General features: G+C 64.7%; 17 protein-coding genes and 3 rRNA genes. 7 read left to right on the top strand and 13 right to left on the bottom strand.

Going from position 1 to position 23,332, the window contains the following annotated elements:
• Positions 1-42 precede the first annotated feature (42 nt).
• Positions 43-2,043 (top strand): maltotransferase domain-containing protein, encoded by a 2,001-nt coding sequence (locus tag F5X71_RS06320; RefSeq protein WP_167461079.1) that lies wholly within the window; start codon positions 43-45, stop codon positions 2,041-2,043.
• The gene (glgB, locus tag F5X71_RS06315; RefSeq protein WP_167461078.1) at positions 2,043-4,199 is read left to right on the top strand and encodes a 1,4-alpha-glucan branching protein GlgB; all 2,157 of its coding nucleotides are present in this window, start codon (positions 2,043-2,045) and stop codon (positions 4,197-4,199) included. The genes F5X71_RS06320 and glgB overlap by 1 nt, the downstream gene beginning before the upstream one ends.
• Before the next feature lie 25 nt (positions 4,200-4,224).
• Here glgB and F5X71_RS06310 read toward each other — a convergent pair whose 3' ends face one another.
• From F5X71_RS06310 to F5X71_RS06300, 3 genes are all read right to left on the bottom strand, one after another.
• Positions 4,225-5,076: a tetratricopeptide repeat protein gene (locus F5X71_RS06310; RefSeq protein WP_167466263.1), complete on the bottom strand. Its 852-nt coding sequence runs from the start codon at positions 5,074-5,076 to the stop codon at positions 4,225-4,227.
• 61 nt (positions 5,077-5,137) lie between these two features.
• Positions 5,138-5,506, bottom strand: coding sequence for a DUF3817 domain-containing protein (locus tag F5X71_RS06305; RefSeq protein WP_167461077.1), 369 nt, complete (start codon positions 5,504-5,506; stop codon positions 5,138-5,140).
• Between the two features lie 129 nt (positions 5,507-5,635).
• Positions 5,636-6,847 (bottom strand): acetyl-CoA C-acetyltransferase, encoded by a 1,212-nt coding sequence (locus tag F5X71_RS06300; protein WP_167466262.1) that lies wholly within the window; start codon positions 6,845-6,847, stop codon positions 5,636-5,638.
• A 116-nt stretch (positions 6,848-6,963) separates the two neighbouring features.
• Between F5X71_RS06300 and mce the strand changes: the two genes are divergently transcribed.
• From mce to F5X71_RS06285, 3 genes are all read left to right on the top strand, one after another.
• Positions 6,964-7,425, top strand: a complete 462-nt coding sequence (mce, locus tag F5X71_RS06295) for a methylmalonyl-CoA epimerase (protein WP_167466261.1) — start codon at positions 6,964-6,966, stop codon at positions 7,423-7,425.
• Positions 7,426-7,511: 86 nt separating this feature from the next.
• Entirely contained in the window at positions 7,512-8,513 is a 1,002-nt protein-coding gene (locus F5X71_RS06290) for a hypothetical protein (protein WP_167461076.1), read from the top strand.
• A 78-nt stretch (positions 8,514-8,591) separates the two neighbouring features.
• Positions 8,592-9,005 carry a hypothetical protein gene (locus F5X71_RS06285; RefSeq protein WP_238815743.1) on the top strand — a complete coding sequence of 138 codons (414 nt, stop codon included), beginning with the start codon at positions 8,592-8,594 and terminating at the stop codon, positions 9,003-9,005.
• A gap of 513 nt (positions 9,006-9,518) precedes the next feature.
• Here the strand turns inward: F5X71_RS06285 and F5X71_RS06280 are convergent.
• A complete protein-coding gene (locus F5X71_RS06280) occupies positions 9,519-9,824 on the bottom strand; it encodes an ATP/GTP-binding protein (protein WP_167461075.1) in 306 nt (101 codons plus the stop codon).
• A gap of 195 nt (positions 9,825-10,019) precedes the next feature.
• Here F5X71_RS06280 and F5X71_RS06275 point away from each other — a divergent pair, with 195 nt between their 5' ends.
• Positions 10,020-10,736: a rhomboid-like protein gene (locus tag F5X71_RS06275; RefSeq protein ID WP_167461074.1), complete on the top strand. Its 717-nt coding sequence runs from the start codon at positions 10,020-10,022 to the stop codon at positions 10,734-10,736.
• A gap of 358 nt (positions 10,737-11,094) precedes the next feature.
• On the top strand, positions 11,095-11,781 hold the full coding sequence (nucS, locus tag F5X71_RS06270) for an endonuclease NucS (protein WP_167461073.1): 687 nt from the start codon (positions 11,095-11,097) through the stop codon (positions 11,779-11,781).
• 143 nt (positions 11,782-11,924) lie between these two features.
• On the opposite strand, the gene rrf is transcribed toward nucS, so the two are convergent.
• From rrf to F5X71_RS06225, 9 genes are all read right to left on the bottom strand, one after another.
• Positions 11,925-12,041 (bottom strand): 5S ribosomal RNA (gene rrf, locus F5X71_RS06265).
• Between the two features lie 130 nt (positions 12,042-12,171).
• A 23S ribosomal RNA gene (locus F5X71_RS06260) occupies positions 12,172-15,305 on the bottom strand.
• 323 nt (positions 15,306-15,628) lie between these two features.
• Positions 15,629-17,145, bottom strand: a 16S ribosomal RNA gene (locus F5X71_RS06255).
• Together the 16S, 23S and 5S rRNA genes form the textbook arrangement of a ribosomal RNA operon.
• A gap of 480 nt (positions 17,146-17,625) precedes the next feature.
• Positions 17,626-18,885, bottom strand: a complete 1,260-nt coding sequence (gene murA / locus F5X71_RS06250; protein ID WP_167461072.1) for a UDP-N-acetylglucosamine 1-carboxyvinyltransferase — start codon at positions 18,883-18,885, stop codon at positions 17,626-17,628.
• A 223-nt stretch (positions 18,886-19,108) separates the two neighbouring features.
• The gene (locus F5X71_RS06245) at positions 19,109-19,690 is read right to left on the bottom strand and encodes a cob(I)yrinic acid a,c-diamide adenosyltransferase (RefSeq protein ID WP_167461071.1); all 582 of its coding nucleotides are present in this window, start codon (positions 19,688-19,690) and stop codon (positions 19,109-19,111) included.
• Positions 19,691-19,738: 48 nt separating this feature from the next.
• On the bottom strand, positions 19,739-20,155 hold the full coding sequence (locus F5X71_RS06240) for a DUF2550 domain-containing protein (RefSeq protein WP_174817017.1): 417 nt from the start codon (positions 20,153-20,155) through the stop codon (positions 19,739-19,741).
• 238 nt (positions 20,156-20,393) lie between these two features.
• On the bottom strand, positions 20,394-20,771 hold the full coding sequence (locus F5X71_RS06235) for a F0F1 ATP synthase subunit epsilon (RefSeq protein WP_167461069.1): 378 nt from the start codon (positions 20,769-20,771) through the stop codon (positions 20,394-20,396).
• 6 nt (positions 20,772-20,777) lie between these two features.
• Positions 20,778-22,226, bottom strand: a complete 1,449-nt coding sequence (gene atpD, locus F5X71_RS06230; RefSeq protein WP_167461068.1) for a F0F1 ATP synthase subunit beta — start codon at positions 22,224-22,226, stop codon at positions 20,778-20,780.
• Positions 22,227-22,323: 97 nt separating this feature from the next.
• Positions 22,324-23,295 carry a F0F1 ATP synthase subunit gamma gene (locus F5X71_RS06225; protein WP_167461067.1) on the bottom strand — a complete coding sequence of 324 codons (972 nt, stop codon included), beginning with the start codon at positions 23,293-23,295 and terminating at the stop codon, positions 22,324-22,326.
• Between the last annotated feature and the right edge of the window lie 37 nt (positions 23,296-23,332).

Below are 23,332 nucleotides of genomic sequence, written 5' to 3'. Positions count from 1 at the left end.
GCTGATCCGGTGCATCTCGGCGGGTGCCGGTAGGTTGGTCCCGTGACCGGCCGCATCGCAATCGATGACACTGCCCCGTCCATCGCAGGCGGTCGACCTGCCAAGGCCGTCGTCGGGGAGGTCTTCCCGGTGCGCACCGTGGTCTGGCGGGAGGGGCACGACGCCGTCGCCGCGACCCTGGCGGTGCGGGCGCCCGGCTCGTCGCGGCCGATCCGGATCCGGATGGCGCCCGACTTCGAGCCCGATGTCTTCAACGCCACCTTCACGCCGAACCTGCCCGGCCTGTGGACCTATCGCATCGAGGGCTGGAGCGATCCGATCGCCACCTGGCGCGCCGCAGTCGAGGCCAAGCTCGCGGTCGGGCAGAGCGCCGCCGACCTGGACAACGATCTCGAGCTCGGCGCCCGGCTGCTGGAGCGGGCCGCGCAGGCCGTGCCGAAGAAGCAGTTCGAGCGACTGCGTGCCGCCGCGGCCGCCTTGCGCAGCGACGAGCAACTGCCCGCCCGCGTCGCGCCCGCGTTCGCGGACGAGATCGCCGAGATCCTGCGCGCGACGCCGTTGCGCGACATGGTGACCCGCGGGCCGCAGCACACCGTGCAGGTGGATCGGCAGCGCGCGCTGTTCGGCTCCTGGTATGAGTTCTTCCCCCGCTCCACCGGCGGGCGGGACCGCTCCGGCACACCGATCCACGGCACCTTCGCCACCGCGGCAAAGGAATTGCCCAGGATCGCCGCGATGGGCTTCGACGTGGTCTACCTGCCGCCGATCCATCCGATCGGGGTGATCAACCGCAAGGGCCGCAACAACACCTTGGTCGCGGAGGCGGGCGATGTCGGCTCGCCGTGGGCGATCGGCTCCGCCGACGGCGGCCACGACGCCGTGCATCCGGCCCTCGGCACCGAGGCCGACTTCGCCGAATTCGTGGACACCGCAGCTCAACTGGGCCTGGAGGTGGCCCTGGACCTGGCGTTGCAGTGCGCGCCGGACCATCCGTGGGTGGCCGCGCACCCGGAGTGGTTCACCACGCTGCCGGACGGCACCATCGCCTTCGCGGAGAACCCGCCGAAGAAGTACCAGGACATCTACCCGGTCAACTTCGACAACGATCCAGACGGCCTCTACGCCGAGGTGCTGCGCGTGGTCCGGCACTGGATCGCGTTGGGCGTGAAGATCTTCCGGGTCGACAACCCGCACACCAAGCCCGCCGACTTCTGGGAATGGCTGATCGCCACCGTGCGCCGCGACGACCCGGACGTGCTGTTCCTGTCCGAGGCGTTCACCCGGCCCGCCCGGCTGTACGGCCTCGCGCGTCGCGGATTCACCCAGTCCTACACGTATTTCACCTGGCGGGTCGCGAAATGGGAGCTCGTCGAGTTCGGCAGGGAGCTGGCCGCGAAGGCCGACGAGGCAAGGCCCAACCTGTTCGTCAACACCCCGGACATCCTGCACGAGAGCTTGCAGCACGGCGGTCCGGGCATGTTCGCCATCCGCGCGGCACTGGCCGCCACCCTCGCACCGACCTGGGGCATGTACTCCGGCTTCGAGCTGTTCGAACATCAAGCGGTGCGACCGGGTAGCGAGGAATACCTGGATTCGGAGAAGTACGAATTGCGCCCGCGCCCGTTCGCCGAGGCGCTGGCCCGCGGGGAATCGCTGGAGCCGTGGATCACCCGGCTCAACGAGATCCGCAGGGCGCATCCGGCGCTGCAACAGTTGCGCTGCATCCACTTTCACCACGTGGACAACGACGCGCTGATCGCCTATTCGAAGGTCGATCCGATCAGCGGCGACGCCGTGCTCGTCGTGGTGAACCTGAACCCGTTCGCCGCCGAATGGGGCATGATCTCGCTCGACCTGCCCGCCATCGGCCGGGAATGGCACGACCACCCGGTGGTGCAGGACGAGGTCAGCGGCGAGGAATACCACTGGGCCCAAACGAATTACGTGCGCCTCGACCCGGCACACGCGGTCGCGCACATCCTCGCGCTGCCCCCGGTGGCCCAGCAGGCCCGCACCGAGCTGGCCTACCGGAGGACCCTGTGATGCGCCGCAGGGACCTGATGCTGCTCGCCGCGGGCACCCACCCCGACCCGCACACCGTGCTCGGCGCGCACCCGCACCCGGACGGCACCGAGATCAGAGCGCTACGCCCGCACGCGGATTCGGTGACGGCCCAGGTCGGCGGTATCGATCACCCGCTGAAGTCGTTGGGGCACGGCGTATTCGCCGGGGTGCTGCCCTACCCCGAGCTCATGGACTACCGTCTCCGCACCACCTACCCTGGCGGTCAGACGGTGCTCAGCGCCGACGGCTACCGATTCCTGCCGACCGTAGGCGAATTGGACCTGCATCTGATCGGCGAGGGCCGCCACGAACGACTCTGGGAGGTGCTCGGCGCACACCCGCGCCGCTACACCACCCTGGACGGCGAGGTGCACGGCACCTCGTTCGCGGTATGGGCGCCGAATGCGCGCGGTGTCACCGTCTTCGGCGAATTCGACGGGTGGGGCGGGCAGAGCGCGCCGATGCGCGCCCTCGGCACGTCGGGCATCTGGGAGGTCTTCGTGCCCGGCGTCGGCCCCGGCACCATGTACAAGTTCCGGGTGCACGGCGCCGACGGACGCACGGTCGATCATGCCGATCCGATGGCCTTCGCCACCGAGGCGCCGCCCGCCACGGCCTCGATCGTCACCGAGAGTCAGCACGTGTGGGGTGACCAGCAGTGGCTCGACACCCGCGCGAAGACCGACCCCACCCAGGCGCCGATGAGCATCTACGAGGTGCACCTCGGCTCCTGGCGCCCCGGCCTCGGCTATCGCGAATTGGCCGACCAGCTCGCCGATTACGTGCGGGCGGCCGGATTCACCCACATCGAACTGCTACCCATCGCCGAACACCCGTTCGGTGGCTCCTGGGGCTATCAGGTCACCTCCTACTACGCCCCGACCGCTCGCTTCGGCACCCCCGACGACTTCCGTGCCTTCGTCGACCGGCTGCACCGGGCCGGCATCGGCGTGCTGCTCGACTGGGTGCCCGCGCACTTCCCGCGCGACGAATGGGCGCTGGCCCGCTTCGACGGCACCCCGCTCTACGAGCACGCCGACCCGCGCCGCGGCGAGCAACTCGACTGGGGCACCTACGTTTTCGACTTCGGACGCAACGAGGTGCGCAATTTCCTGGTGGCCAACGCGCGCTACTGGATCGAGGAGTTCCACATCGACGGCCTGCGCGTCGACGCCGTCGCCTCCATGCTGTACCTGGATTACTCACGCCCGGAAGGCGGTTGGGAGCCGAACGTGCACGGCGGCCGGGAGAACCTGGAGGCCGTCGACTTCCTGCAGGACCTCAACAACACCGTGCACCGCCACCATCCCGGCGTGGTCACCATCGCCGAGGAATCCACCAGCTGGCCGGGCGTCACCCGCGGCACCGACGTCGGCGGCCTCGGTTTCACCATGAAGTGGAACATGGGCTGGATGCACGACACCCTCGATTTCCTGCGCCGCGACCCGATCCATCGGTCCTGGCACCACAACGAGATCACCTTCTCGCTGATGTACGCGTGGAGCGAGAACTTCGTGCTGCCGATCAGTCACGACGAGGTGGTGCACGGCAAGGGCACGCTGTGGACCCGGATGCCCGGTGACGATTTCGCCAAGGCAAGTGGGGTGCGTGCGCTTCTGGCCTACATGTGGGCGCATCCCGGCAAGCAACTGCTGTTCATGGGGCAGGACTTCGGTCAGTTCCGCGAGTGGTCGCACGATCGCGGGCTGGACTGGCCCGAGCTGGACAACCCACTGCACCTCGGCATCACCGCGACCGTGCGCGCACTCAACACCGTGTACCGGGAGCGTCCGGCACTGTGGAGCCAGGACACCACGCCGGGCGGCTACTCCTGGATCGAGGCGAACGACCAGGCGAACAACGTGCTGTCGTTTCTGCGCTACGGGTCCGACGGGTCCGTGGTGGCGTGCGTCTTCAACTTCTCCGGCTCGGTGCACGGCGAGTACCGCGTCGGGCTGCCGAGCGCGGGGCCGTGGACGGAGATCCTGAACACCGATGCCGCCGAGTACTGCGGCTCCGGCATCGGCAATATGGGCGTGGTGCGGGCGAGCGAGGAGTCGTGGCACGGCCGTCCGGCCTCGGCCACCCTCGCGCTCGCGCCCAACAGCGCCGTCTGGCTGGCCCCGCGGACCTGAGCGGCGGGGCCGAGCGCGCCGACGATCAGTAGAGCGCGGCGGCCAGCTTGCGCCGTGCCGCCACCACGAACGGCTCTGCCTGGTCGAACAATTCGAAGAGTTCGAGCAGCCGGGTGCGCGCCTTGGTGCGGTCGTCGCCCGCGGTGCGCTTGACCACCGCGATGAGGCGCTCGAACGCGGCCTCGGGCAGCTGGCTCAGCAGTTCGACGTCGGCGGCGTCGAGCGCGGCGGCCACGTTCGACGGGTCGGCGTCGGCGGTCGCGATCGCGGTCTGCGGGATCGCCTGCGCGCGAGCCAGGAAGCGCAGCTGCCGCAGCGCGCCCTTGGCCTCCTCGTTGCCCGGCTCCGCGGCGATGATCGCCTCGTAGGCCGCCTCGGCGCCGGCCATGTCACCCTGTTCCAGCGCCGTTTCCGCGGCGATGAAGCGCGGGTCCTCCGGCGCTTCATCGGGCGTCTCGCCGCCGGGCAGCTTGCCCGCCACCGCGTCGACGACGGCACTGAGCCACTGCCGCACCTGCGGCTCGGGCTGCGCGCCCTGGAAATCGGCCAGCGGCTGACCGCCCGCGACCGCGATGACGGTCGGAATGCCCTGCACCCCGAACGCCTGCGCGATCCGCATGTTCGACTCGGCTTCGACGGTGGCCAGATCCCACGCCCCGCCGCTCTCGCCGACCAGTCGTTCCAGCGTCCGGACCAGCTCGACGCTGCCCGGACTGCGCTGCGAGTACAGCGCGACCACCACCGGCACCTGCACCGAGCGGCGCAGCACCTTCGTCTCGAAATTCGCCTCGTTCACCGCGTAGTCGCCGCCACCTGGCCCGCCGGCGGCTCCGGCGGGGGGCTGCTTCAGGCTGGACAGATCCACGGCCCCGGACATGGCGGCGGCAACGGCGGGCGAAGTACGGCGTGCAGCAGGTCGAGTCACGGTTTCCAGTTTGTCACGAGGTGGCCGAGGCCGGGGCCGCGGACTCGGTGGAAACCTGGTTGCTCAGCTCACCGAGCTTGCCGGTCCGCACGGCCCAGATCTCGAACAGCACGGTGAAGAACGGCGGGATGCTCGACAGCAGCGCGAGCAGCGTGGTCTTGCCGCTCCACGCCAGCTCCCGCGAGGCGACGATGACGGAGAGCACGAACAGCACGAAGACGATGCCGTGCGTCATGCCGAAAACCTTCACCGGCCACATGATCGGGTCAGGAAGCCGCTTCAGCACGCTGCTGATGATGAGGAAAACCCAGGAGATCGCCTCCAGCACCGCGATGAAACGAAGCCGCTTCGCGGCAGTGCTCAGGTCGAAGACATTGCCCATAGGCCTTATTGTGCCGCATGCACTACGACGTGTCGTAGTGGGACGGATCACAGCGTCCCGTCCGATTCACGAAAATCGCCCTTCACGAAGGATTTTCGTGAAGGGCGAGCCGAACGAGTGGCGCAGAACTCAGACTCGGACAATCAAGGCGTCGCCCTGACCGCCGCCGCCGCACAGCGCGGCCGCGCCGACACCGCCGCCACGGCGCTTCAGCTCCAGCACCAGATGCAACAGGATGCGCGCACCGGACATGCCGAGCGGATGGCCGATCGCGATCGCGCCGCCGTTGACGTTCACCTTCGCCGGATCGATGCCCAGCTTGCGGGTCGAGGCGACACCGACCGCGGCGAACGCCTCGTTGATCTCCACCAGATCCAGGTCGGCGGGCGAAATGCCCTCGCGCGCACAGGCCTTCGCGATGGCGTTGGCCGGCTGGTCCTGCAGCGTCGAATCCGGGCCCGCGACCACACCGGCGGCGCCGATCTCGGCGATCCAGCTCAGGCCGAGTTCCTCGGCCTTGGCCTTGCTCATCACCACGACCGCGGCCGCACCGTCGGAGATCTGCGAGGCGCTGCCCGCGGTCACCGTGCCGTCCTTGCGGAACGCCGGACGCAGCTTGGCCAGCGACTCCACCGTGGTGTCGGCGCGGATGCCCTCGTCGGCGGCGACCAGCAGCGGGTCCCCCTTGCGCTGCGGCACCGCGACCGGCACCACCTCGTCGTCGAACAGGCCGTTCTTCCACGCCTCGGCGGCGCGCTGGTGCGAGGCCGCCGCGAACGCGTCCTGCTCCTCGCGGCTGATCGGCTCAGTGTCGTTGCGCTGCTCGGTCAGCGCGCCCATCGGCTGATCGGTGAAGATGTCGTAGAGCCCGTCGTAGGCCATGTGATCGCGCATCGTGACATCGCCGTACTTGAAGCCCTCGCGGCTCTTCTCCAGCAGATGCGGCGCCTGGCTCATCGATTCCTGGCCGCCCGCGACGACGATCTCGTACTCGCCCGCCCGAATCAGCTGATCGGCCAACGCGATTGCGTTGATACCGGACAGACACACCTTGTTGACGGTCAGCGCGGGCACGTCCATCGGGATGCCCGCGGCCACCGCCGCCTGCCGGGCCGGGATCTGCCCCGCGCCCGCGGTGAGCACCTGGCCCATGATGACGTAGTCGACCTGCTCGGGCGCGACGCCGCCCTTCTCCAGCGCGGCCTTGATGGCGAAACCGCCGAGATCGGAACCGCTGAAGTCCTTCAACCCGCCGAGCAGCCGGCCGACCGGAGTACGCGCACCGGAGACGATCACGCTCCGCGGACGGTCGGAGGCGGAGTCGGCGGATGGGGTAGGCACAGTGGTCACGACGAGCCTCGCTTCGTTGTTTCGCAGGATTCCGTACTCAACGGTAACTCCTGTGCCCAGGTTGCCGGTACGCAGGTACGAGCTACCTTCGAGTAGTGAGCAACGATATGGATTCGTCCGATTTCATCCCCGCGGACTACGTCGTCGCCGTCGACCACGTCGGTGTCGCCGTGCCCGATCTGGATGTCGCGGTTGCCTGGTACGCGGAGAATCTCGGCATGGTCGAGACCCATCGCGAGGTCAACGAGAGCCAGGGCGTGCACGAGGCGATGCTGTCGCTGCCCGGCGCGCCCGATCGCGCTACTGCCCTGCAGTTGCTGGCCCCGCTGAACGCCGAGTCGACCATCGCGAAGTTCATCGACCGTAACGGCGCGGGCCTGCAACAACTGGCCTACCGCGTCACCGACATCGACGCGGTCTGCGCGCACCTGCGCGAGCGCGGTCTGCGTTTGCTGTACGAGTCGCCGAGGTCTGGAACAGCGGATTCGCGCATCAACTTCATCCATCCCAAGGATGCTGGCGGTGTGCTGATCGAGTTGGTCGAGCCGAACGCGAATGTTACGCACTAGTATCAAGATCGGGCACGAAAAACTCATCGGAATCACATTCGCGGTCGAGTCACCATCGGGACTCGGTAGGCTGTAGTTTGTGTGCCATGTCGTCACCTGAGTCCGATCGCAATCGCTTCGTTGCACTGCCCTTCACCGTTGTGCGCAAGGGTTATGCGCAAGACGAGGTACGCAACTACTTCGACCGCTTCGACGCCGAACTAAGAGTCACCGCTACCGACCGGGATGCTGCTGCGGCACAAGCCCGTAACCTCGCGAGCCAGCTCGAGGATGCGCGTGACGAGATCGACGAGCTCCGCAAGGAGGTCGACCGTCTCTCGGTGCCGCCCACCACCGCGGAAGGCATGTCCGACCGCATCTCCCGCATGCTGCGGCTGGCCTCCGACGAGGCCTCCGAGGTTCGCGCCCTGGCACAGGCAGAAGCCGCGGAGATGGTGTCGATCGCGGAGCAGCAGGCCACCGAAATGCGTGGCAAGTACGAGTCGTTGCTGGCCGAAACCAAGGAAAAGCGCGAGGCGCTCGAGATCGAGTTCGAGCAGACCCTCGCCAACGCGCGCACCGAGTCCGCCAAGATCATCGAGGCCGCCCAGGCCGAGGCCGATCGTCTCGGTAAGGAAGCCGACGCCAAGCGCAAGGCGAACCAGCAGGACTTCGAAGTCACCATGGCCGAACGGCGCACCAAGCTCACCCGCGCCATGGAAGAGCTTGAGGCCACCAGCCGCGCCGAGGCCGCACAGCGGATCAAGGACGCGACCGACGAGGCCAACCGCCTCATCACCTCCGCGACCCAGACCTCCGAGCGCAAGATCGCGCACGCGAAGGAACTGGCCGAGGAGATGCGCGTGCTGCGCGGCCGCGTGCTCGCCCAGCTGCTCGGTATCCGCGGCCAGCTCGACTCCGTGCCCGCCATGCTCGCCGCCGTCAACCGCGAAAGCGAACTGCTGGACGGGGTTCCGGACAACCGCAAGTCCATCGGCGGCAACACCAAGCAGGTCGCAGGTGGCAACCGTAAGGCGATCCCCGAGGTCGCGGCCGAGGAAGACGAGATCGTCGACGAGGAGCGTGAGAACGCCGACGTCAGCAACTAACGGCGGGCTCGCGGCGACTTGCGCAGTACCCCAACCGAATCCACCTGAAGGCCGTCCCGAACCGGGGCGGCCTTCCTAGTGTTCGCGGCCCTGCTGGTGTTCGCGGCCCTGCTGGTATTCGCGGCCCTGCTGGTATTCGCGGCCCTGCTGGTATTCGCGGCCCTGCTGGTATTCGCGGCCCTGCTGGTATTCGCGGCCCTGCTGGTATTCGCGGCCCTGCTGGTATTCGCGGCCCTGCTGGTATTCGCGGCCCTGCTGGTATTCGCGGCCCTGCTGGTGTTCGCCACCACCCCGCTGGTGTTCGCGGCCTTGAGTTTTCGCGCCGGCCGTGCGTGCGCAGACCTGTGTAAGAATCAGCGGCGAGTGATCCCACGGGTGACGGCAGCCGTGTGGACGCGCAGACGCGCATCAGGACCAGCGGCGGGTAATGACCCCCACGGGTGCGTCGAATGTGTGGACGCACAGACGTACGCCAAGAACAACGGCGCGTGACCCCACGGGCGCAGCGAACGGGGCGCGCAGAAGTGCGTCAAGAACAACGGCGCGTGATCCCACGGGCGACGGCGAACGTGTGGGCGCGCAGACGTACGCCAAGACCGACCCGGGTGACCCCACGGGTGACGGCGCACGTGTGGACGCACAGACGCGCATCAGGACCAGCGGCGGGTAGCCCCAACAGGTGCGGCGAACTGGGCGCAGACGTACGTCAAGACCAGCGGCGCGTGACCCCACGGGTGGCGGCGAACGGGGCGCGCAGACGTACATCAAGACCAGCACCGGGTGACCCCACAGGTGGCGGCGAACGTATGGACGCGCAGACGTACGCCAAGACCAACGCCGGGTGACCCCACGGGTGCAGCGAACGGAGGCGCGCAGAAGTGCATCAGGACCAGCGCTGGGTGACTGCCACGGGTGGCGGCGAACGTGTGGACGCGTAGACATATGCCAGGACCAACGCCGGGTGGTCCCATGGGTGCGGCGACCGTGTTGGCGCGCAGACGTACGTCAAGACCAGCGGCGGGTGATGCCGCGGGTGCGGCGGCCGTTCCAGCAGCCGGTGTGCCAGTGCCTGCGGTCGTCCTCGCCGCCGTCGGCGGCCCAGGCGACGATGTGCGCGACACCGATCGCGATCTCGTGGTCACAGCCGGGACAGCGGTAGGGCTTCGTCGCACGGGTGCCGGGAATCGTACGCACCACATAGGTTTCGTCCCCCGGCCCCGTTTCGGTGCGGCCGAAGACGTCACCGAGGGGCGCGCCACCCGTGCGCGAGCGGCCGCCTTGACCGTCTGTGCGCGGTTTCCGACGAGGCATACCTCCACCCTATTACCGGGCCTTCGCCGCTTCCCCTGCCGTCCTCAGGTTCGTATGGCACAGTGGGGCACCACCTCGTATGACACAGTGGCGCACCACTTCGTGCGACACAGCGGGGCACCACCCGCGCCGGCGCGCGGTTTCGCGGCACCAGCACCGGGAATACCCTGATCGGGCAGGACAACGGAGGTATGCATGGCCGTCACGGCGACCACGGACGACCAGCCGACGGTCGTCGGTTCGCGTCGGTGGCGACCTCGGGTGCCCGCGACCATCGGCTATTTGGCCGCGCTCGTACTGGTCACCTCGATCTTCTCCGTGCTCAGCGACTCGGCCCAGTCCAACGTGGTGCTGCACGCCAGCACCAACCTGCACAACCTGCTGCAGGGCCGCGTGGTCACCCTGCTGTCGAGCGCGCTGGTGATCGGCGATGTCGGCGTCGCCTGGCTGATCATGCCGATGCTGGCCTGTCTGCTCGCGCTGGCGGAACTGCGCTTCGGCGCGCTGCACATGGTGCGGGTCTTCCTCGCCGGGCATATCGGCGCGACCCTGCTCGTCGCCGCCGGTCTGTGGGTGGCGGTCGAATTCGACTGGCTGCCCGCGAGTGTGCGGTGGAGCGAGGACGTCGGCATCAGCTACGGGGCGATGGCGTTGATCGGCGCGCTCGTCTTCGTGGTCCCGCGACGCTCCCGTATCCCTTGGGCCGCAGGCTGGTTCGTCGCGGCCGTGGGCGGAGTCCTGCTCGGCCAGAGCTTCACCAGCGTGGGGCACCTGCTGGCCTTCTGTATCGGCTCCGGTGTCGGCTACGGCATGATCCGCACCAAGACACCGGTCACCCGCGCGTTCACCAAGGTGGAATTGGCGCTTCTCGGCACCAGCGCGGTCCTCGCCGGCGCGGTGCTCTTCGGCTAGGCCTGTCTCGTAAGTCCGGCCGAATGTCGCCGCGGTTCAGCTCGTCGCCGGGCAAGGCGGAGCAGGAGCCGATACCGGGATTTGTCTCGGTGACGACGACAACGCGGCCGGGCGGCGAGCTGGACACTGGTCTATCACCATTCGGTGGGCGGACCCACCTGGGTCACGCACGTCCGTTTCGAAGTCACCGAGTACGCCGCGGCGGACACTGTGGGCCCGTACGGCAAACCGATGCGCCTACCCGTCCGTTTCACCGCGGCGCGGACTTATGAGCCAGGGTCTCGTGCGTAGTCCAGGAAACGAGCACGCGCGGCGGGCTGACGACAACTCCCTGCGGCCGTTCACCTACAGTGCTTGGGTGCGCCTAGTGATTGCTCGCTGTCAGGTCGACTACGTAGGGCGACTCACCGCCCATCTGGCCATGGCCCGCCGCCTGCTGTTGATGAAAGCGGACGGCTCGGTGCTCGTGCACTCCGACGGCGGTTCCTATAAACCGCTGAACTGGATGAGCCCGCCGTGCTGGCTGGAGGAGCGCGGAGCCGCCGATGTACCCGACGGCGCCAAGGCGCTCTGGGTCGTCACCAACAAGGCAGGCGAAGAACTCCGCATCACCATCGAGGACATCGAGCACGATTCCTCGCACGAGCTCGGGGTCGACCCCGGCTTGGTGAAAGACGGTGTGGAAGCCCATCTTCAGGAGCTGCTCGCCGAGCACGTGCAAACCCTCGGCCCCGGCTACACCCTGATCCGCCGCGAATACATGACCGCGATCGGCCCCGTCGATCTGCTGTGCCGCGACGCGGCAGGCGCCACCGTCGCCGTCGAGATCAAACGCCGCGGCGAGATCGACGGCGTCGAACAGCTCACCCGCTACCTCGAACTGCTCAACCGCGACCCACTACTGGCCCCGGTCACCGGCGTCTTCGCCGCCCAGCAGATCAAACCGCAGGCCCGCACGCTCGCCGAGGACCGCGGCATCCGCTGCCTCGTCCTGGACTACGACAGCCTGCGCGGCACCGAGAGCACCGAATTCCGCCTGTTCTGACTCCGGATCCACACCGCTTCTCGGGATCCACACTAGTTCTGAGCCTCCAGAACTGGTGTGGATCCCGGGAAAGGGTGTGGATCCCGGGAAGGGTTGGAACGCAAGAAGACCCCCGACGGTGTCGGGGGTCTTCTGCAATGATGTTCCGGCGGTGTCCTACTCTCCCACACCCTGTCGAGTGCAGTACCATCGGCGCTGGCAGGCTTAGCTTCCGGGTTCGGAATGGGACCGGGCGTTTCCCTGCCGCTATGGCCGCCGTAACTCTATGAAACTATCCACACAACAGCGCTGACACCCACCCACCAAACCCGAACGGGGTTCAGTAAGTTCATGCCTGCTGCAGTGCCGTGTGTTGTTTCAGATACTGCACAGTGGACGCGTAGCTTCTTTGTTGGTAAGTCCTCGGCCGATTAGTACCAGTCACCTACACCCGTTACCGGGCTTCCAGTTCTGGCCTATCAACCCCATGGTCTGTGGGGGGCCTTAACCACTCGAAGGTGGTGAGAAACCTCATCTTGGAACAGGCTTCCCGCTTAGATGCTTTCAGCGGTTATCCCTTCCGAACGTAGCTAACCAGCGGTGCTCCTGGCGGAACAACTGGCACACCAGAGGTTCGTCCGTCCCGGTCCTCTCGTACTAGGGACAGCCTTCCTCAAGTTTCTGACGCGCGCGGCGGATAGAGACCGAACTGTCTCACGACGTTCTAAACCCAGCTCGCGTGCCGCTTTAATGGGCGAACAGCCCAACCCTTGGGACCTACTCCAGCCCCAGGATGCGACGAGCCGACATCGAGGTGCCAAACCATCCCGTCGATATGGACTCTTGGGGAAGATCAGCCTGTTATCCCCGGGGTACCTTTTATCCGTTGAGCGACACCGCTTCCACTTGCCGGTGCCGGATCACTAGTCCCGACTTTCGTCCCTGCTCGAGCTGTCGCTCTCACAGTCAAGCTCCCTTGTGCACTTGCACTCGACACCTGATTGCCAACCAGGCTGAGGGAACCTTTGGGCGCCTCCGTTACATTTTAGGAGGCAACCGCCCCAGTTAAACTACCCACCAGGCACTGTCCCTGAACCAGATCATGGTCCGAGGTTAGAAGTCCAATACGATCAGAGTGGTATTTCAACGATGACTCCCTCGACACTGGCGTGCCGATTTCACAGTCTCCCACCTATCCTACACAAACCGTACCGAACACCAATACCAAGCTATAGTGAAGGTCCCGGGGTCTTTTCGTCCTGCCGCGCGTAACGAGCATCTTTACTCGTAATGCAATTTCGCCGAGTCTGTGGTTGAGACAGCAGAGAAGTCGTTACGCCATTCGTGCAGGTCGGAACTTACCCGACAAGGAATTTCGCTACCTTAGGATGGTTATAGTTACCACCGCCGTTTACCGGGGCTTAAATTCTCAGCTTCGCAACCGAAGTCGCTAACCGGTCCTCTTAACCTTCCGGCACCGGGCAGGCGTCAGTCCGTATACATCGTCTTACGACTTCGCACGGACCTGTGTTTTTAGTAAACAGTCGCTTCTCTCTGGTCTCTGCGACCCAACCCAGCTCAGGAAGCACGTTCCATCACCAGACCGGGTCCCCCTTCTCCCGAAGTTACGGGGGCATTTTGCCGAGTTCCTTAACCACAGTTCTCTCGATCGCCTTAGTATTCTCTACCTGACCACCTGTGTCGGTTTGGGGTACGGGCCGTGTACCAACTCACTAGAGGCTTTTCTCGGCAGCATAGGATCACTGAATTCGCCTCAATCGGCTACGCATCACCTCTCAGGCCACATGTCTGGCGGATTTGCCTACCAAACGCCCTACAGGCTTACACCAGTACAACCACTGACTGGCCCAGCTACCTTCCTGCGTCACCCCATCGCTTGACTACTACAGCCAGGGTCATATGCAGCCGCTTCCAGTCTCCCGAAGGAGATCCGTCCACATTTGGATACTTAGCACAACTGATTCGCCATTGGGCGCGGATACACGGGTACGGGAATATCAACCCGTTGTCCATCGACTACGCCTGTCGGCCTCGCCTTAGGTCCCGACTCACCCTGGGCGGATTAACCTGGCCCAGGAACCCTTGGTCATTCGGCGGACGAGTTTCTCACTCGTCTTTCGCTACTCATGCCTGCATTCTCACTCGCACAGCCTCCACAACTAGTTCACACTGCTGCTTCCATGGCTGCACGACGCTCCCCTACCCATCCACACCACTGCACCACCCTCCGTAGAGAATGACGGATGTATTGTGTGAATGCCGCGGCTTCGGCGGTGTACTTGAGCCCCGCTACATTGTCGGCGCAGGATCACTTGACCAGTGAGCTATTACGCACTCTTTCAAGGGTGGCTGCTTCTAAGCCAACCTCCTGGTTGTCTTCGCGACCCCACATCCTTTTCCACTTAGTACACGCTTAGGGGCCTTAGCCGGCGATCTGGGCTGTTTCCCTCTCGACTACGAAGCTTATCCCCCGCAGTCTCACTGCCACGCTCTCACACACCGGCATTCGGAGTTTGGCTGATTTCGGTAAGCTTGTAGGCCCCCTAGACCATCCAGTAGCTCTACCTCCGGCGTGAAACACGTGACGCTGCACCTAAATGCATTTCGGGGAGAACCAGCTATCACGGAGTTTGATTGGCCTTTCACCCCTACCCACAGCTCATCCCCTCAGTTTTCAACCTAAGTGGGTTCGGGCCTCCACGACGTCTTACCGTCGCTTCACCCTGGCCATGGGTAGATCACTCCGCTTCGGGTCTAGAACATGCGACTCCAACGCCCTATTCGGACTCGCTTTCGCTACGGCTACCCCACACGGGTTAACCTCGCCACATGCCACTAACTCGCAGGCTCATTCTTCAAAAGGCACGCCATCACCCACAGTGACAAGTCACTCGCAGGCCCTGACGGATTGTAAGCGCACGGTTTCAGGTACTATTTCACTCCCCTCCCGGGGTACTTTTCACCTTTCCCTCACGGTACTAGTCCGCTATCGGTCACCAGGGAGTATTCAGGCTTACCGGGTGGTCCCGGCAGATTCACAGCAGATTTCACGGGCCCGCTGCTACTCGGGTATCTTCCACGCAAGCCGTTGAGTTTTCGTCTACGGGACTCTCACCCTCTACGACAGGCCGTTCCAGACCACTTCGACTAACCCAACGGTTTCTGACTCACGCCCAATCCGGCAGAATTGAGAAGAAAGACCCCACAACACCGTCTAGACAACCCCTGCCGGGTATCACATCTAAACGGTTTAGCCTCATCCGCTTTCGCTCGCCACTACTCACGGAATCACTATTGTTTTCTCTTCCTGTGGGTACTGAGATGTTTCACTTCCCCACGTTCCCTCCACACACCCTATATATTCAGATGCGGGTAACACGACATCACTCGTGCTGGGTTTCCCCATTCGGAAATCCTCGGATCTCAGCTCGGTTGACAGCTCCCCGAGGCTTATCGCAGCCTCCTACGTCCTTCATCGGCTCCTGGTGCCAAGGCATCCACCGTACGCTCTTAAACACTTACTAACAAAGATGCTCGCGTCCACTGTGCAGTTCTCAAACAACACACCCACTCAAACCCTCATCCAAGACCAACAGAACCAAAACCCTGCGGTATCAAGGAGATCCGAGCGGATCGTTATCTTGCCTGGAAAGAACGTCTGTTCTTTCAGGACCCAATAGTGTGTCGGTATATCCACCGCGACCAGGAACACAGTCCCGATCGAGTGCGATGAAACTTGTCAGCGTTCCACCCATGAGCGTCCGCAGTCCCACAGACGGGGACTAAACGGTCTCTGACGCGGTCGAGGACGACTCTTCGAACCGACCAGCGTAGAAGTGCTCCTTAGAAAGGAGGTGATCCAGCCGCACCTTCCGGTACGGCTACCTTGTTACGACTTCGTCCCAATCGCCAATCCCACCTTCGACGGCTCCCTCCACAAGGGTTAGGCCACCGGCTTCGGGTGTTACCGACTTTCATGACGTGACGGGCGGTGTGTACAAGGCCCGGGAACGTATTCACCGCAGCGTTGCTGATCTGCGATTACTAGCGACTCCAACTTCACGGGGTCGAGTTGCAGACCCCGATCCGAACTGAGACCGGCTTTAAGGGATTCGCTCCACCTCACGGTATCGCAGCCCTCTGTACCGGCCATTGTAGCATGTGTGAAGCCCTGGACATAAGGGGCATGATGACTTGACGTCGTCCCCACCTTCCTCCGAGTTGACCCCGGCAGTCTCCTGCGAGTCCCCGGCATAATCCGCTGGCAACACAGGACAAGGGTTGCGCTCGTTGCGGGACTTAACCCAACATCTCACGACACGAGCTGACGACAGCCATGCACCACCTGTACACCGACCACAAGGGGGCCTACATCTCTGCAGGTTTCCGGTGTATGTCAAACCCAGGTAAGGTTCTTCGCGTTGCATCGAATTAATCCACATGCTCCGCCGCTTGTGCGGGCCCCCGTCAATTCCTTTGAGTTTTAGCCTTGCGGCCGTACTCCCCAGGCGGGGTACTTAATGCGTTAGCTACGGCACGGATCCCGTGGAAGGAAACCCACACCTAGTACCCACCGTTTACGGCGTGGACTACCAGGGTATCTAATCCTGTTCGCTACCCACGCTTTCGCTTCTCAGCGTCAGTTACTTCCCAGAGACCCGCCTTCGCCACCGGTGTTCCTCCTGATATCTGCGCATTTCACCGCTACACCAGGAATTCCAGTCTCCCCTGAAGTACTCAAGTCTGCCCGTATCGCCCGCAAGCTTGGGGTTGAGCCCCAAGTTTTCACGGACGACGCGACAAACCGCCTACAAGCTCTTTACGCCCAGTAATTCCGGACAACGCTCGCACCCTACGTATTACCGCGGCTGCTGGCACGTAGTTGGCCGGTGCTTCTTCTACAGGTACCGTCACTCTCGCTTCGTCCCTGTCGAAAGAGGTTTACAACCCGAAGGCCGTCATCCCTCACGCGGCGTCGCTGCATCAGGCTTTCGCCCATTGTGCAATATTCCCCACTGCTGCCTCCCGTAGGAGTCTGGGCCGTGTCTCAGTCCCAGTGTGGCCGGTCACCCTCTCAGGTCGGCTACCCGTCGTCGCCTTGGTGGGCCGTTACCCCGCCAACAAGCTGATAGGCCGCGGGCCCATCTCGCACCGATAAATCTTTCCACCAAACAGCATGCACTGAAAGGTCATATCCGGTATTAGACCCAGTTTCCCAGGCTTATCCCGAAGTGCGAGGCAGATCACCCACGTGTTACTCACCCGTTCGCCGCTCGTGTACCCCGAAGGGCCTTACCGCTCGACTTGCATGTGTTAAGCACGCCGCCAGCGTTCGTCCTGAGCCAGGATCAAACTCTCCGTTGAAGACTCTCGAAACACCCCCAAAAGGGCGAATCAGAAATATCTAAACTAGAGTCCGAAAACCCAGCAAAACAAAACGCCAGCAAAAGTATTTGCTGACTAAATGTCCAACCTCACCCAGACGGGGGTCCAGAGAGGCCGGAACCAATAAATAATTGGCACTGACATTCATCGACACACTATTGAGTTCTCAAAGAACACACGCACACACCATCTCCCGGGAATCAACCCGCTCGATCAGTGAGGCAACTTATCCAGCTTAGCTCAGCCGCTCCCCCGAATCCAAATCAGGGTCTCGATCAAGCTAGTGTGAGCGTCAGGCGCTCCTCGTCCTACCTCGTTTCCCAGGCCTCTCGCTCAGCCTTTCGGCTCAGCTCCTCGGCTCCGGGTCGGTGTCCGTGTCGCTCTGACTTGAATAAAGTTACGTGTCTGCGTGCACCATGTCAAATCGCCTGGTCACAAAGGGTTTTCGAGGTTAACGCGTCATTGCGCCGCGCCGACCCGGGTCACTTCCCCACCCAGAGCCTGTAGTTGCTCAACGAAATTGGGGTAGCCGCGGTCGATGTGGAAGACGTCGTGCACCTCGGTCGTGCCCTCGGCAACCAGACCGGCGAGTACCAAACCGGCGCCGGCCCGAATATCGGACGACCACACCGGCGCGCTCGACAGGCGCGGAATACCGCGCACCACAGCGTGATGCCCGTCGGTGCGCGCGTCGGCGCCCAACCGGATCATCTCTTCCACGAAACGGAAGCGCGCCTCGAAGACGTTCTCGGTGATCATCGACGTGCCGTCGGCGATCGCCGCCAGCCCGATCGCCATCGGCTGCAGGTCGGTGGGGAAACCAGGGAACGGCAGCGTCGAGAAGTTCACCGCGCGCGGGCGCTCGGCCTGCACCACGCGGAAACCGTCCTGCTCGAACGAGATCCGCGCGCCCGCGGAACGCAGCTTGTCCAGCACCAGGGACAGGTGCTTGGGGTTCACGCCCGTCACCCGGACATCGCCCATCGTCATGGCTGCGGCGATGCCCCAGGTCGCGGCGACGATCCGGTCACCGATCACCCGATGCGTCGTCGGCGAGAGGCGCTTGACCCCCTGCACGGTGAGCACCGAGGTGCCCGCGCCGGTGATCCGCGCACCCATCTGCACGAGCATGTTGCACAGGTCGACGATGTCGGGTTCCCTGGCGGCGTTGTCGATCACGGTCTCGCCCTCGGCGAGCACCGCGGCCATCAGGATGTTCTCGGTGGCGCCCACCGACGGGAAGTCGAGCCGGATCTTGGCGCCCTGCAGTTCGTCGGCGCGGGCGACGACGCAACCGTGCTCGATCTCGCTGGTCGCGCCGAGCAACCGCAGCCCGGCCTGGTGCATATCGAGCGGACGCGAACCGATGGCGTCACCGCCAGGCAGCGCGACGACGGCTCGCTTGCAGCGGGCCATCAGCGGGCCGAGCACACACACCGACGCGCGGAACTGGGTCACCGCGGGGAAATCCGCGTGGTACTTCGGCTCCGCGGGGGTATTGATGGTGACCGTCCCCGCATCGATCGTGACATCGCAGCCGAGACCACGCAGCACGTCACCCATCAGCGGCACGTCGAGAATGTCCGGGCAGTTCGTGATCGTGGTGGTGCCCTCGGCCAGCAGGGCAGCGGCCATCAGCTTGAGGACGCTGTTCTTGGCGCCTCCCACCGCGACTTCACCGACGAGTCGATTCCCGCCGGTAACCAAAAACCGTTCCATGCCGCCTCTCCGCGTATTCGGCGCACTGTTGGGTGCAAGGATAGTTGCGGCACCGGCCCGCCACTTCGGGTATCCAGCTCCGCCACTCCGGGTATTCAGCGCACCAGTGGGTGCCACGGTCGTTCGGTTTCGGGCCGGCGGTATGGCGCCGGGCTCAGTTCTGGGTATACCCGGGGTGTTTACCCATGTACCCGAGACAAGTGTCCTCGTGTCCCGAGCATTATCAGGTGCTCGACCTGCTTCCGCCGGGCTTCCACAGGATATCGCCGCCGGGATTCGCCACGCGGCTCAGGATGAACAGCAGGTCCGAGAGGCGATTCAGATACTTGGCCGCAAGCACATTCGTGTCGTCCGGGTGTGTCTCGATCGCGGCCCAGGCCGAACGTTCGGCGCGTCGCGCCACCGTGCGCGCCGTGTGCAGCAGCGCCGCCAACGGGGTGCCGCCCGGCAGGATGAACGAATTCAGTGCGGGCAGTTCGGCATTGAACTCGTCGCACCAGCCCTCGAGCCGATCGATGTAGCGCTGTTCGATGCGCAGCGGCGGGTACTTCGGCTCGGCGACCACCGGCGTGGACAGATCCGCGCCCGCGTCGAACAGATCGTTCTGTATCTGCAGCAGCACCGCGCGCACCTGCTCGGTCGGTTCACCCAGCGCGATCGCCACACCGATGGCGGCGTTGGTCTCGTCACAATCGGCATAGGCGACCAGGCGCGGATCGGTCTTCGCCACCCGCGAGAAATCGCTGAGACCCGTGGTCCCATCGTCGCCGGTTCGCGTATAGATCCGCGTCAGATGCACACTCACGACGCTCAGCCTATCCGTTGTCGCGCACCGGCAGCGCGGGTGCGCCCGCTAGCGCATCCGTCGGGTGCGGTCGGACGGCCGCGACTCCACCCAGGAAAGAAACGCGGTGTGCGCGGCGCGATCCAGAGCCAGCTCGTAGCTGCCGTCGCGGTCGGTCACCGCGATCACCGCGATGTCGTCGGTCATGATGTCGTACTCGTCGCCGACCGGTGCGCGGCGGTCACCGATCTCGATGCCCTGACGATGAATCGTGCAATCGGGTCCGAGCTTGAGGCTGGTCAGCTTGAAAAAGACCAATCGGTCCTCGTCGTAGCGGATCAGTCCGTGCCGCCAGCCCTGCCCGCCGCGCGCGGGCAGCACCCGCAGGATCGCGGCGGTGCCGCCGCGGCGCAACATGATCAGGCGATAGGTCGAGGCAAGGGCGAGGAACACGAGCGTGAGCACCAGAATGATCAGGAGAACCATCCCGGTCTGCAATGCAGTTCGTCCCTTCGCTCTGTCGCCGTGTCGTCGACACCCTATTCAATTGGCGGTGCTCGCAAGCCCTCCGAGGATCCGGCTCCGGGCCCATCGCGATCACCGCCGTGCCGTCATTCAACCACGGCCCCAAGTTTACAAACGGGCCACCCGTGTATTGAAACGACTGTCGGCGGCGAAGTAGCCTTCGCCGCCGACAGTCTGATGCTCGAATCTCGGTTGTCGCTTACGCGTTCGCGATCTGCTCCACCGCGCGTACCTGGGCTTGCGCCGCCAGCTGGTCTTCCTCGCTGGCCGCCGAGTCGGCCAGCACGCGACGTGCCGCCTCGACATCCACCTCGTCCGCGAACTCCGCGGACTCGGCCAGGATCCGGACCGTGGTCGCGGTCACCGAGAAGAAGCCGCCGTGCACCGCCGCGACGATCCGCTGACCGTCGGTGTCGACGATGGACACGATGCCACCCTCCACCAGCTGGCCGAGCAGCGGCTCGTGGCCCGGCATGATGCCGATCTGGCCCTCGGTCGTCTGCGCGCTGACGAACGATGCCTGGCCGGACCAGAGCAGTCGTTCGACCGCAACGAGATCAACTGACATTTCCGACATCGGGGACTACTTTCCGGCGATCTTCTTCGCGGCCGCCTCGACATCGTCGAGACCACCGCAGCTGTTGAACGCCTGCTCCGGGAAGTGGTCGAACTCGCCCTTGCAGACCCGGTCGAAGTCGTCGATGGTCTGCTCCAGCGGAACCACCGAACCGACCTGGCCGGTGAACTTCTCGGCCACGATGAAGTTCTGGCCGAGGAACTTCTCCAGGCGACGGGCGCGGCCGACGAGGACCTTGTCCTCTTCGGAGAGCTCGTCCATGCCGAGGATGGCGATGATGTCCTGCAGTTCCTTGTACTTCTGCAGGATTCGCTTCACCTCGTTGGCCACGGCGAAGTGCCGATCGCCGACGATCGAGGCCTCCAGGATGCGGGAGGTCGAGGTCAGCGGGTCGACGGCCGGGTAGATGCCCTTCTGCGAGATCGGGCGGGAAAGCTCGGTCGTCGCGTCGAGGTGGGCGAAGGTGGTCGCCGGGGCCGGGTCGGTGTAGTCGTCGGCGGGCACGTAGATGGCCTGCAGCGAGGTGATCGACCGGCCACGGGTTGAGGTGATGCGCTCCTGCAGCTCACCCATCTCGTCGGCCAGCGTGGGCTGGTAACCGACGGCCGAGGGCATGCGACCGAGCAGGGTCGAGACCTCGGAACCGGCCTGGGTGAACCGGAAGATGTTGTCGATGAACAGCAGCACGTCCTGGTGCTGCACGTCGCGGAAGTACTCGGCCATGGTGAGGGCCGAGAGGGCGACGCGCATACGGGTGCCCGGCGGCTCGTCCATCTGGCCGAAGACGAGGGCGGTGTCCGGGAGGACGCCCATCTCTTCCATTTCCAGGCGCAGGTCGGTGCCCTCACGGGTGCGCTCGCCGACGCCGGCGAACACGGAGGTACCGGAGAACTCCCGCGCGATACGGGTGATCATCTCCTGGATGAGCACGGTCTTGCCGACGCCGGCGCCACCGAACAGGCCGATCTTGCCACCCTTCACGTACGGGGTGAGCAGGTCGATGACCTTGATGCCCGTTTCCAGGATCTCGGTCTTGCCCTCGAGCTGATCGAATGACGGGGGCTTGCGGTGGATGCCCCACTGCTCACCGTCGCGGCCGAGGCCGGGGGTGTCGAGGCAGTCGCCGAGCGCGTTGAACACGTGCCCCTTGACGACGTCGCCGACCGGCACCGAGATCGGCTTGCCGGTGTCGGTGACCGGCGCGCTACGGACCAGGCCGTCGGTCGGCTGCATCGAGATGCAGCGGACGATGCCGTCGCCGAGGTGCTGGGCGACCTCGAGGGTCAGGGTCTTGGCCACCGAGGTCAGGGTGATCTCGGCGTGCAAGGCGTTGAACAGGTCGGGGATCGATCCGCGCGGGAACTCGACGTCCACGACGGGGCCGATGACTCGGACAACGCGTCCCGTAGACGCGCCGGTCCGACTCGTGTTGTCTTGGGTGACAGCTGCGGTCATTTGGTTTGGATTCTCTCTGTGTCAGATTGCGGCCTTCGGGGCCCCTGCGTGGTCACGCTCCGCTACCTCCTCCGGGCCCGTCCCTCAGGCCGCGGCGCTAGTCGCGGTCCGAGCTCGCAGCCAGCGCGTTCACGCCGCCCACGATTTCACTGATTTCCTGGGTGATCTGTGCCTGCCGCACCGAGTTCGCCTGCCGGGAAAGATCAGTGGCCAGTTCGTTGGCGTTGTCGGTGGCTGCCTTCATTGCGGTGCGCCGAGCCGCGGACTCGGATGCCGCTGCCTCGAGCAACGATGAGTAGATACGCGTGTTGATGTACTTCGGCAGCAGGGCTGCCAGCAGCACACTCGCGTCGGGCTCGAATTCGTACTGCGCGTGCACGTCCGCCGTCGGCGAATCGGACACGAAATCCTCACCCATGTCGAAGTTCTCGTCGACGAAGCTGACCTGGATCGGCGCCAGCCGACGCACCTCCGGGGTCTGCGTCAGCATCGACACGAACCGCGTGTACACGATGTGGAGCTCATCGACGCCCGCGATGTCGCCCGTTCCGTTCGGCGCGGGAACCGTGCCGTCGGAGCCGGCCATGAAGGCCTCTACCAGGTGGTTGCAGGCCGCCGAGGCATCGGTGTACTTCGGCTGCTGCGAGAAGCCCGTCCACGACGCGACCGGCGTGCGGTTGCGGAAGGTGTAGTACGTGAGGCCCTTGTTGCCCATCACGTAGATCACCGGTTCCTTGCCCTCGCCACGCAGCGTGTGCATCAACTCCTCGGCGCGCTTGAGCACGTTGGAGTTGTAGCCACCGGCCATGCCGCTGTCACTGGTGATCACCAGCACGGCCGCCCGGCGCGGGTCGGCACGCTCGGTCAGCAGCGGATGGGTCAGGTTCTGCGACGCGCTCGCCAGCTCGCTGAGGACCTTGGTGATTTCCTCGGCATAGGGCTTGGCGGCCGCGACCCTGGCCTGCGCCTTGGAGATTCGCGATGTCGCGATCAGCTCCTGGGCCTTGGTGATCTTCTTGATCGAATTCACACCACGAATGCGGGAGCGCAATTCACGCAAGCTTGCCATCAGCGGTTCACACTCCCTTCATTCGCTTGCATTGGGT

Source organism: Nocardia brasiliensis (assembly GCF_011801125.1).
Taxonomy (GTDB): Bacteria; Actinomycetota; Actinomycetes; order Mycobacteriales; family Mycobacteriaceae; genus Nocardia; species Nocardia brasiliensis_C.
The sequence above is the reverse complement of the archived record's forward strand: the minus strand, read 5'-3'. Positions and strand labels throughout refer to the sequence as shown.

Coding starts and splice junctions, on each gene's coding strand:
- F5X71_RS06275 (WP_167461074.1), top strand. CDS start 10,020: ATGGCCGTCACGGCGACCACGGACGACCAGCCGACGGTCGTCGGTTCG.
- F5X71_RS06305 (WP_167461077.1), bottom strand. CDS start 5,506: ATGGGCAATGTCTTCGACCTGAGCACTGCCGCGAAGCGGCTTCGTTTC.
- F5X71_RS06280 (WP_167461075.1), bottom strand. CDS start 9,824: ATGCCTCGTCGGAAACCGCGCACAGACGGTCAAGGCGGCCGCTCGCGC.
- F5X71_RS06225 (WP_167461067.1), bottom strand. CDS start 23,295: ATGGCAAGCTTGCGTGAATTGCGCTCCCGCATTCGTGGTGTGAATTCG.
- mce (WP_167466261.1), top strand. CDS start 6,964: ATGGATTCGTCCGATTTCATCCCCGCGGACTACGTCGTCGCCGTCGAC.
- F5X71_RS06310 (WP_167466263.1), bottom strand. CDS start 5,076: ATGTCCGGGGCCGTGGATCTGTCCAGCCTGAAGCAGCCCCCCGCCGGA.
- atpD (WP_167461068.1), bottom strand. CDS start 22,226: ATGACCGCAGCTGTCACCCAAGACAACACGAGTCGGACCGGCGCGTCT.
- F5X71_RS06235 (WP_167461069.1), bottom strand. CDS start 20,771: ATGTCGGAAATGTCAGTTGATCTCGTTGCGGTCGAACGACTGCTCTGG.
- F5X71_RS06290 (WP_167461076.1), top strand. CDS start 7,512: ATGTCGTCACCTGAGTCCGATCGCAATCGCTTCGTTGCACTGCCCTTC.
- F5X71_RS06240 (WP_174817017.1), bottom strand. CDS start 20,155: ATGGTTCTCCTGATCATTCTGGTGCTCACGCTCGTGTTCCTCGCCCTT.
- glgB (WP_167461078.1), top strand. CDS start 2,043: ATGCGCCGCAGGGACCTGATGCTGCTCGCCGCGGGCACCCACCCCGAC.
- murA (WP_167461072.1), bottom strand. CDS start 18,885: ATGGAACGGTTTTTGGTTACCGGCGGGAATCGACTCGTCGGTGAAGTC.